This window comes from Pantoea sp. CTOTU50773 (genome assembly GCF_032082325.1).
In the GTDB taxonomy this organism is placed as follows: Bacteria; Pseudomonadota; Gammaproteobacteria; order Enterobacterales; family Enterobacteriaceae; genus Pantoea; species Pantoea communis.
In genome coordinates this window covers 1-8,817 of sequence record NZ_DAMDQC010000178.1, presented here as the reverse complement: position 1 = coordinate 8,817, position 8,817 = coordinate 1, and the positions used below count along the sequence as shown (strand labels likewise).

Below are 8,817 nucleotides of genomic sequence, written 5' to 3'. Positions count from 1 at the left end.
GGATTCTTACACAGCCACTGGATCGTTCAACTGATCCTTAACTGATCGGCATTACCGCTTAGCGGGGTTTTTTATTGGCTGCGATTAAGGCATCGGCCAATCAGCAGGCGTCTGGCTCATCACTTCAACGAAGGCGTTTTTGGAGATTTCCATGAAGTTGTGCAGATTTTCCATGCTCAGGGTAATGCCGAGCAGGCCGGTGACAAACCAGCATGACATGCCTACACCAATACCGCCGCACATCAGTGCCATCACGTGGTGACTGTTCTGACGCAGTTTAATTTTCATGGTGCTGGCAAAGAACATCATGATGGCGCTGAGCAGCTCCCAACGCATGACGATTAAACTGGTGGTTAACGTAGCCATCTGCAAAAACCTCTTCAAATCAGTAATATCCCTGACATTGATTGGACATCACTGGCGGCAGAGAAGGAGGGTCAGGGAGGCCCTTCTGGCCGTCTTACGCGGGGGTAAATCTGTGACTTGGGTCACATTATATCACCCGATTTGAAAGTTTGAACAAAATTTATACCTGGTATGGTAGAAAGATTTTTATCGAAGCGGGGGAGATGGCAGAGGCAAAGCGGGAAGGTGCGCCCGTGAAGGGCGCGCAGAATGTCACTGAACCGGGCAGCACTCGCCGGTGGTGCGCTGGGCAAAGCTGTTCATGTTTTCACTGCAATCGAAACTCAGCAGACGCGGACGCTGAATCATCGCCTGACGGCGCATGGTGTGACGATAGGCGGTCGGCGTCTGGGAAAACTGACGGCGGAACACGCGCGAAAAAGTTTGCTGTGAATCGTAACCGTATTGCATCGCGATATCGAACACTGGACGCTGAGTCTGGCGTAACGCTTCAGCGGCCAGAGTCAGGCGGCGCTCACGAATATAGCCACCCAGCGTTTGTTTCGTCACGGTACGGAACATACGCTGCAGGTGCCATTTTGAGTAGCCGGATTTTGCTGCCACTTCGTCGATCGACAGGGCCTTATCCAGATTTTCATCGATCCAGTGTGTCAGTGAATGAATGATTTCCTGTTGCATCATAGCCTCATCCTTCTGAAAGGTTTATCGGGTTTGAAATTCGAAGTTTTGATGGGGTGCGAGTATAATTCCTCAAGTTAACTTGAGGTAAAGGCCCTAAATGAAAAAAGAACGCAATTACCCAAAACCGGTGTTAACGCCGGGTGAAGTGGCGAAACGTAGCGGCGTGGCCGTTTCCGCGCTGCACTTTTATGAAACCAAAGGTTTAATTTTCAGTTCGCGCAATGGCGGCAATCAACGGCGTTACAGCCGCGATGTGCTGCGCCGTGTGGCGATAATCAAGATTGCGCAGCGCATCGGTATTCCGCTGGCCACTGTCAGCGACAGTTTGATGCATGTACCAGCCAACAAGCGTATGTCGACACAGGAGTGGGATGCGCTGACGCAGCACTGGCGTGAAGAGCTGGATAAGCGTATCGAAACCCTGACGCGCCTGCGCAACGATTTGGATGGGTGTATTGGCTGTGGCTGCTTATCGATGCGCGATTGTCCACTGCGTAATCCCGGTGACCGTCTGGCGCAGCAAGGTTCGGGAGCGGTGTTACTCGACCCTGAGCAGGACGAGCATAAAGGTTAATCCGCTATACTTGCCGGGAGACTTTGACCGGCAAGGAAAACCGCATGATTACTGTTCACCATCTGGAAAATTCCCGTTCGCATCGCGTGTTGTGGCTGCTGGAAGAGCTGTCGGTGCCGTATCAAATTAAGCGTTATCAGCGCGAGGACACGCTGCTGGCGCCGGATTCATTAAAGAAGATTCATCCGCTGGGTAAGTCGCCGGTGATTACTGATGGCAATCGGGTGATCGCCGAGTCAGGGGCGATTCTGGCGTATCTGCAGCAGAAATATGATAGAGAGCATTTGTTCGCCATCACGGATGAGGATGAACAGATTCAGGCGCGTTACTGGCTGCATTACGCAGAAGGGTCGCTGATGCCATTGCTGGTGATGAAGCTGGTGTTTGGGCAACTCGGGAAGAAGCCGGTGCCGTGGATTTTACGTCCGGCAGGCGTGGCGTTGAGCAAAGGGATTCAGAAGGCCTGGTTGAACAAGCAGCTAAAACTGCACAGTGGCGTGATTGAGCAGCATCTTAGCCAGAATCGTTATTTCGCCGGGTCACGGTTTAGCATCGCCGATGTGCAGATGAGTTTCCCGCTGCTGGCGTTGCAAGTGCGGGGATCGTTGAAAGAGATGCCGGCCACCGCACGCTGGCTGGAATCGATGCAGCAACGTGCTGCCTGGCAACGCGCGATTGAGCAGGGCGGGGCGATTACGTTTAGTTAGTTTGTCGCTGCAGTGCTGTGGGTTGGGTGCTGTGAGTTGGGTACTATAGGTTGAGTACTGTGGGTTAGTCGTTGTGGGTTGGGTGCTGTGGATTATCGCTGTGAGTTGGGTGTCATGCCCAGCAAAGGCCCGCCCGATCGCAAAGGAATAACGCATCCATGCAGATCGGCCGCGCCGTCCATGGCGCGGACGCTTTGCTCTTCGGGCGGGCCTTTGCTGGGCCTCAAGTTAATTATCGCTTCATGAGGCATCCACCTCTTACCATCGGTGCAGTTGGGGAGGAAAACTGTGCGATGAATGAAAAATATTGATATTTTCCAGCCAGTTCCGACCCCTTAAGTTTCGCCAAAAGCAGTGTAACCACGTTGTTAACCCGCGCCAGTCTGCGCTTTATCCTGCCTGATAATCGATTAGTAGTTGAAAACCCCATAGCAAACGCCAGATAATCGTTTGCCTTTTTCCGTGTCCCCCTTTTACGACCTGGAATACGCGGCCACGTAAACGTTTGCCTCTTTTCTCTTTGAGAACCTTCACCAGGATGATGCGCAAACGCGGGCCGTGGGGCTCATTACATCTTAAAAAACGCAGAGGATTTACTATGTCTGGCGACTCACGCCCGGCCAGTGGAAAACTGGACGCCTGGTTCAACATCTCGGCACGCGGCAGCAGCGTGCGTCAGGAAATTTTGGCGGGGCTAACCACCTTTTTAGCCATGGTTTACTCCGTCATTGTCGTACCGGGTATGCTGGGTAAAGCCGGCTTCTCGCCGACTGCCGTGTTTGTAGCGACCTGCCTGGTCGCCAGCTTTGGTTCGATCATCATGGGATTGTGGGCCAACCTGCCCATGGCGATCGGCTGTGCGATTTCCCTGACCGCCTTCACCGCGTTCAGCCTGGTGCTGGGCCAGCACATTAGCGTCCCGGTTGCCCTTGGCGCGGTATTCCTGATGGGCTTGCTGTTCACGTTGATTTCGGTCACCGGGATTCGCGCCTGGATTTTGCGTAACCTGCCGATGGGCGTGGCGCACGGCACGGGAGTCGGTATTGGCTTGTTCCTGCTGCTGATTGCGGCCGATGGTATTGGCCTGGTTGTGAAGAACCCAGCGCCGGGCTTGCCGGTGGCACTCGGCCACTTCATCTCGTTCCCGGTGATTATGGCGCTGATCGGGCTGGCGGCCATCTTTGGTCTGGAAAAACGTCGTGTGCCAGGCGGAATTTTGCTGACCATCGTAGCGATTTCTGTGGTGGGCCTGATCTTTGATCCGGCTGTCACCTATCAGGGGCTATTCGCTATGCCGAGCCTGAAGGATGCCAACGGCCAATCCGCGATGTTTAGTCTCGATATCATGGGTGCGCTGCAACCGGTGGTGCTGCCAAGTGTGCTGGCGCTGGTGATGACCGCGGTATTTGATGCCACCGGCACCATTCGTGCAGTGGCGGGCCAGGCGAATCTGCTGGATAAAAACGGCCAGATCATTAACGGTGGCCGCGCGTTGACCACCGACTCCGTCAGCAGCCTGTTTGCCGGTTTAGTCGGTGCTTCGCCTGCGGCGGTGTATATCGAATCTGCAGCCGGAACGGCTGCGGGCGGTAAAACTGGCCTGACAGCGATTGTCGTCGGTCTGTTGTTCCTGTTGATTCTGTTTATGTCCCCGCTGGCCTATCTGGTTCCGGCCTACGCGACGGCGCCAGCGTTGATGTACGTTGGCCTGCTGATGCTGAGCAACGTGGCGAAGATTGACTTCAATGACTTTGTCGATGCGATGTCGGGTTTGGTCACTGCCGTGTTCATCGTCCTGACTTGCAACATCGTGACTGGCATCATGCTCGGCTTCGGCTCGTTGGTGATTGGCCGCCTCTTTGCGGGTGAATGGCGCAGGCTGAACGTGGGCACCGTGGTGATTGCTGTTGCCCTGGTGGCCTTCTACGCGGGTGGTTGGGCCATCTGACTTTTGAACGCGCTTATTTCCAGATAAGTCTCTTTCTGGTTCACGCCGCACGCAGGGTTGCCCCTTTGTGCGGCGTTTTGTTTTACACTTTCCTGCGCAACAACATCGCTTTAATGAAATTGATTCGCCTAAGGAAAGCATGGAAATCTTCTTTACTATTCTCATCATGACGCTGGTGGTGTCACTCTCCGGCGTGGCGGCGCGCATATTGCCGTTCCAAATTCCCCTGCCGTTGGTGCAGATTGCCGCTGGTGCATTGCTGGCCGTGCCGAGCTTTGGCCTGCATGTCGATTTTGACCCCGAACTGTTCCTCGTGCTGTTCATTCCGCCGCTGCTGTTTGCCGATGGCTGGAAAACGCCGATTAACGAATTCCTGCACCACGGACGCGAAATCATGGGCCTGGCACTGGTGCTGGTGCTGATTACCGTGGTCGGAATTGGTTATCTGATTTACTGGCTGGTGCCGGGTATTCCACTGATCCCTGCCTTCGCGCTGGCTGCGGTGCTGTCACCTACCGATGCCGTGGCGCTCTCCGGCATTGTCGGGGAAGGGCGCATCCCGAAAAAGATCATGTCGATTGTGCAGGGCGAAGCCCTGATGAACGACGCATCCGGCCTGGTATCACTGAAGTTTGCGGTCGCGGTGGCGATGGGCACCATGGTGTTTACCTGGGGTGGCGCCAGCGTGGAGTTCCTCAAAGTGGCGATCGGCGGTCTGGTCGCGGGTGTGGCGGTATGCTGGCTATATGGCCGTTCGCTACGTCTGCTGAGCCGCTGGAGCGGTGACGATCCGGCGACGCAAACCGTGCTACTGCTGCTGCTGCCTTTCGCCTCTTATCTGATTGCTGAGCATCTGGGCGTGTCAGGTATCCTCGCGGCAGTTGCGGCGGGTATGACCATCACGCGCTCTGGCATTATCCGCCAGGCACCGCTGGCGATGCGTTTACGTGCGAATAGCGTATGGCAGATGCTGGAGTTTGTGTTTAACGGCATGGTGTTCCTGATGCTGGGCCTGCAACTGCCGGACATTCTGGAAACTTCCGTCGCGCAAGCCAATGCCGATCCGAACGTCGAGCTGTGGATGCTGTTCACCGATGTTGCCCTGGTGTATGTCGCCTTGATGATTGTGCGCTTTGGCTGGTTGTGGATGATGCAACGTGCCAGTTTGCGTTTCCTGAAGAAGAAGCCGCTGGAATTCTCAAACTACTCATTCCGTGAGTTGCTCATCGCCTCTTTTGCCGGTGTGCGTGGTGCCATTACATTGGCCGGTGTGCTGTCGATTCCGCTGTTTCTTAGCAATGGCGAACCGTTCCCGGCGCGCTATGAGCTGGTGTTTATTGCCACCGGCGTGATTCTGTTCTCGCTGTTTGTCGGGGTGATTCTGCTGCCGATATTGTTACGCGGTATGGAAAGCACCGATAAATCGGGACATCGCCGTGAAATCCAGTATGCGCGTGCGGCAATGGCCAATGTGGCGATTGAGAGCCTGCACAAAATGGAGCAGCGACTGGAAAACGATGCAGAAGAGAATATCGATCCGGAACTGTTGAAAGAGGTCAGTTTGCGTGTGATTGGCAATCTGCGCCGCCGCGTGGTGGGCAAAGATGAGGTGGATCAGGCGCTGTTTGCCGAAAACCTGGAGCGTCGTTTCCGCCTCAATGCCCTGCGTGCCGAGCGCGCCGAGGTTTACCATCTGCGCGCGACGCAGGAGATCTCCAACGAGACGATGCAGAAGCTGTTGCGCGATCTCGACCTGCTGGAAGCGTTGTTGATTGAGAAAGAGGAGTAAGCACAGCTCAACAGCTAGCATATAGCGCCGCTACACCGATAACCGTGGCGGCGCGTCCGGCCAATGCTCGCGGCAGCAATTTATCCACGCCTGCGCACTGCGCGACAGATAGCTGCCTTCTCGCCAGATCAAACCCAGACTCCACTGCAACTCCGATTCCAGTGGCAACCATAGCAGCGATTGCTTATCCAGCCGCTGGCAAATCGGCTCGGGTAAAATTGCCAGCCCCATTTCGGCTTGTACCATTGCTGCCAGGAAATCCCACTGCGCGCTGCGCACCGCAATCTCCGGCGTCAGCCCCTGACGCTGAAATGCCTTCATCAACTGACGATTAAGCGAGAACTCTTCATTCAGGATCAGCAGTGGATGAGCCGCCAGTTCCTTGAGACCCAGGCTGCTGCGATTGAGCCACTGCGCGCTGCGCGGCAGCAGCACGCACAAAGGATGACGCATCAGTTCCAGCGTATTGAGCGGCAAATCCGCATCGACCGGCAGCGCAGTGAGGGCGATATCCAGCCCGCCGTTCAGCACGGCCTGCTGCACCGTTAAGCCGCCGGATTCGACAATCTTCAATTGCACACCCGGATAGCGGCGGCGAAACGCGGAGATCGAACCGGCGATCTGCATCCCGACCATCGGCGGGATGCCCAGCCGCAGTTCACCGGTTTTCAATTCATTGATATCGCCAATCTGCGCTTCCAATTGATGAAACTCCTGCAAAATCGCCAGCCCGCGCTGATACACCGCCTGACCGCTGTCGGTGAGATGCAGCTTGCGTCCCTCACGCAGCAGCAGCGTGCAGCCGAGTTCTTCCTCTAACTGGCGCAGCATTTTGCTGATGGTAGGTTGCGTGACAAACAGCTTCTCAGCGGCACGGGTGAAACTTTGCTGGCGTACCACCTCGGTGAAATAGCGTAGGGCGCGGACGTCCATCAAGCATTCCTTTTTGGCATAGTTTGAATAATTTTAATTCATTTCTTTCACAGTTTGACGCGGATTTATACTAAGCCCAACGTTTAATTCTGGGGAGAAGGAAAATGGCGCTTGCATTGAGTCCGCGCAGAACGGACATCCTGCAACGTGTTTTTGTGCCATTGCAGTTGGTGCTGTATATCGGCCTGTTTATGGCCAGCGACAAACTGGTGAGCTGGCTGCATTTGCCGCTGCCTGCCAATGTGGTGGGAATGGTACTGCTGTTGCTATTGATCATGACACGCGTGGTGCCGCTGCGTTGGGTGAAAGCCGGGGCCAACTGGCTGCTGGCGGAAATGCTGCTGTTCTTTATTCCTGCGGTGGTGGCGGTGGTCAATTATAGCGATTTGCTGCGCAGTGAAGGCTGGCGCATCTGTGTGGTGATTGCGGTGAGTACCTTATTAGTGCTGGCGGCGACCTCGCTGGTGGTGGATCGTCTGTACCGCTTCGAACTGGCGCGTGCAGCGCGTAAGCAGGCGCATCATGGCTGATTTCATCATTAGCCTGCTGTGTCTGGCGCTGACGCTGCTGGTCTATTACGTCAACAAACGCCTCTATCGCCGCAAACAGACATTGCTGCTGATGCCGCTGGTAATGACGCCGGTGGTGCTGGTGGCGCTGCTACTGCTGACACACGTCAGCTGGAAGGATTACATTGCCGAGAGTCATTGGCTGATCTGGCTGCTGGGCCCGGCAACGCTGGCGTTTGCGGTGCCGGTGTATGAGAACCTGGAGATCATCAAGCGCCACTGGCTATCGCTGAGTGTCGGCGTGTTAACCGCCACGCTGGTGGCGGTGTGCAGTTCGGTATGGCTGGCGCGACTGCTGATGCTGCCGGAAACCATCCAGCGCAGCCTCGCGGTGCGCTCGATTACTACGCCATTTGCACTGGCGGCTGCACTGCCGATTGGCGGCCAGCCGGATTTGGTGGCGCTGTTTGTGGTGATAACCGGGGTGTTTGGCATGGCAGTAGGCGATGTGCTGTTTCTGCGTATCGCCATCAAGCAGGGCGTGGCAAAAGGTGCCGGATTTGGTGCTGCGTCGCACGGTGCGGGAACGGCTCGCGCTTATCAATTAGGTCAGCAAGAGGGCGTGGTATCGAGCCTGGTGATGATGCTGTCAGGCGTGGTGACGGTGATTCTGGCACCGCTGTTGAGCCACTTGTTATGGGCGGCCTGATGGTCGCTTTTTGCGCACTGTCATCGATTTTTACGTAAAGGTTTCCAAATAAAGTTGTCTCCTGCTGCCAGGCTGTTACCCTTTGCGCCGACTTATTTGTCCTTCATGGAGTGGAATCATATGTTTAAGCAACTTGTTACTGGAAGCGTATTGGGTCTGGCACTGCTGAGCAGCGGCGCGCAGGCAATTGAGGGCAGTGTTGACGTGGGTGAGCATAGCACCAACCTGAACCTTGGCCTCGGCACCACCTCTCCTGGCCTGTTCTTGAAAGGCAACTGGCTGCGCAGCGATCACGATGGCAGCACCTACGGTCTGGGTGCGGGCTACAACATCGATTTTGGCGACTTCCGCATTGCCCCTACCGCCAAAGCACTGTTCACCCATCCGGAAGATGGTCGTGATGGCTTCACCGTGGCTGTAGGTGCCGGTGCACAGTACAACTTCAACAGTATGTGGGGCCTGTACGGCGAATACTACTACGCGCCGGAAGCGTTCTCCGATCGGCTGGACAGCTACAAAGAAGCGTCTGGTGGTCTGAGCTTCACCCCGATTTCTCTGCTGAATCTGCGTGTGGGTTATCAGTACATCGAGTTGAACAACG

10 protein-coding genes are annotated in these 8,817 nt (G+C 55.6%); 7 read left to right on the top strand and 3 right to left on the bottom strand.

What is annotated here, in order from left to right; genetic code table 11:
- Positions 1-84: 84 nt before the first annotated feature.
- Together RT340_RS20040 and soxS are read right to left on the bottom strand one after the other, a co-directional pair.
- Entirely contained in the window at positions 85-366 is a 282-nt protein-coding gene (locus RT340_RS20040) for a YjcB family protein (RefSeq protein ID WP_034826901.1), read from the bottom strand.
- 252 nt (positions 367-618) lie between these two features.
- Positions 619-1,047 (bottom strand): superoxide response transcriptional regulator SoxS, encoded by a 429-nt coding sequence (gene soxS, locus RT340_RS20035; protein ID WP_034826899.1) that lies wholly within the window; start codon positions 1,045-1,047, stop codon positions 619-621.
- Positions 1,048-1,144: 97 nt separating this feature from the next.
- On the opposite strand from soxS, the gene soxR reads away from it, so the two are divergent.
- The 4 genes from soxR to RT340_RS20015 all read left to right on the top strand — a co-directional run bounded on the left by soxR (position 1,145) and on the right by RT340_RS20015 (position 6,065).
- Complete coding sequence (gene soxR, locus RT340_RS20030; RefSeq protein ID WP_034826898.1) at positions 1,145-1,621, top strand: redox-sensitive transcriptional activator SoxR; 477 nt, start codon at positions 1,145-1,147, stop codon at positions 1,619-1,621.
- A 44-nt stretch (positions 1,622-1,665) separates the two neighbouring features.
- Complete coding sequence (locus RT340_RS20025; protein WP_211729080.1) at positions 1,666-2,328, top strand: glutathione S-transferase family protein; 663 nt, start codon at positions 1,666-1,668, stop codon at positions 2,326-2,328.
- Positions 2,329-2,926: 598 nt separating this feature from the next.
- Positions 2,927-4,276 (top strand): NCS2 family permease, encoded by a 1,350-nt coding sequence (locus tag RT340_RS20020; RefSeq protein ID WP_211729081.1) that lies wholly within the window; start codon positions 2,927-2,929, stop codon positions 4,274-4,276.
- A 139-nt stretch (positions 4,277-4,415) separates the two neighbouring features.
- Positions 4,416-6,065: a Na+/H+ antiporter gene (locus RT340_RS20015; RefSeq protein ID WP_097118961.1), complete on the top strand. Its 1,650-nt coding sequence runs from the start codon at positions 4,416-4,418 to the stop codon at positions 6,063-6,065.
- Between the two features lie 30 nt (positions 6,066-6,095).
- On the opposite strand, the gene RT340_RS20010 is transcribed toward RT340_RS20015, so the two are convergent.
- Positions 6,096-6,998 carry a LysR family transcriptional regulator gene (locus tag RT340_RS20010; RefSeq protein ID WP_313377568.1) on the bottom strand — a complete coding sequence of 301 codons (903 nt, stop codon included), beginning with the start codon at positions 6,996-6,998 and terminating at the stop codon, positions 6,096-6,098.
- A gap of 104 nt (positions 6,999-7,102) precedes the next feature.
- Between RT340_RS20010 and RT340_RS20005 the strand changes: the two genes are divergently transcribed.
- The 3 genes from RT340_RS20005 to RT340_RS19995 form a co-directional block, all read left to right on the top strand.
- Complete coding sequence (locus RT340_RS20005; RefSeq protein ID WP_034826883.1) at positions 7,103-7,528, top strand: CidA/LrgA family protein; 426 nt, start codon at positions 7,103-7,105, stop codon at positions 7,526-7,528.
- Positions 7,521-8,216, top strand: a complete 696-nt coding sequence (locus RT340_RS20000; protein ID WP_034826881.1) for an LrgB family protein — start codon at positions 7,521-7,523, stop codon at positions 8,214-8,216. The genes RT340_RS20005 and RT340_RS20000 overlap by 8 nt, the downstream gene beginning before the upstream one ends.
- A 120-nt stretch (positions 8,217-8,336) precedes the next feature.
- Positions 8,337-8,817: YfaZ family outer membrane protein (locus tag RT340_RS19995; protein ID WP_313377567.1), on the top strand; the 481-nt coding region annotated here is incomplete at its 3' end.

What these genes read in the sequence shown, in the direction of transcription:
- RT340_RS20005 (WP_034826883.1), top strand. Translation starts at nt 7,103, where the DNA reads ATGGCGCTTGCATTGAGTCCGCGCAGAACGGACATCCTGCAACGTGTT.
- soxS (WP_034826899.1), bottom strand. Translation starts at nt 1,047, where the DNA reads ATGATGCAACAGGAAATCATTCATTCACTGACACACTGGATCGATGAA.
- RT340_RS20020 (WP_211729081.1), top strand. Translation starts at nt 2,927, where the DNA reads ATGTCTGGCGACTCACGCCCGGCCAGTGGAAAACTGGACGCCTGGTTC.
- RT340_RS20025 (WP_211729080.1), top strand. Translation starts at nt 1,666, where the DNA reads ATGATTACTGTTCACCATCTGGAAAATTCCCGTTCGCATCGCGTGTTG.
- RT340_RS20015 (WP_097118961.1), top strand. Translation starts at nt 4,416, where the DNA reads ATGGAAATCTTCTTTACTATTCTCATCATGACGCTGGTGGTGTCACTC.
- soxR (WP_034826898.1), top strand. Translation starts at nt 1,145, where the DNA reads ATGAAAAAAGAACGCAATTACCCAAAACCGGTGTTAACGCCGGGTGAA.
- RT340_RS20040 (WP_034826901.1), bottom strand. Translation starts at nt 366, where the DNA reads ATGGCTACGTTAACCACCAGTTTAATCGTCATGCGTTGGGAGCTGCTC.
- RT340_RS20010 (WP_313377568.1), bottom strand. Translation starts at nt 6,998, where the DNA reads ATGGACGTCCGCGCCCTACGCTATTTCACCGAGGTGGTACGCCAGCAA.
- RT340_RS20000 (WP_034826881.1), top strand. Translation starts at nt 7,521, where the DNA reads ATGGCTGATTTCATCATTAGCCTGCTGTGTCTGGCGCTGACGCTGCTG.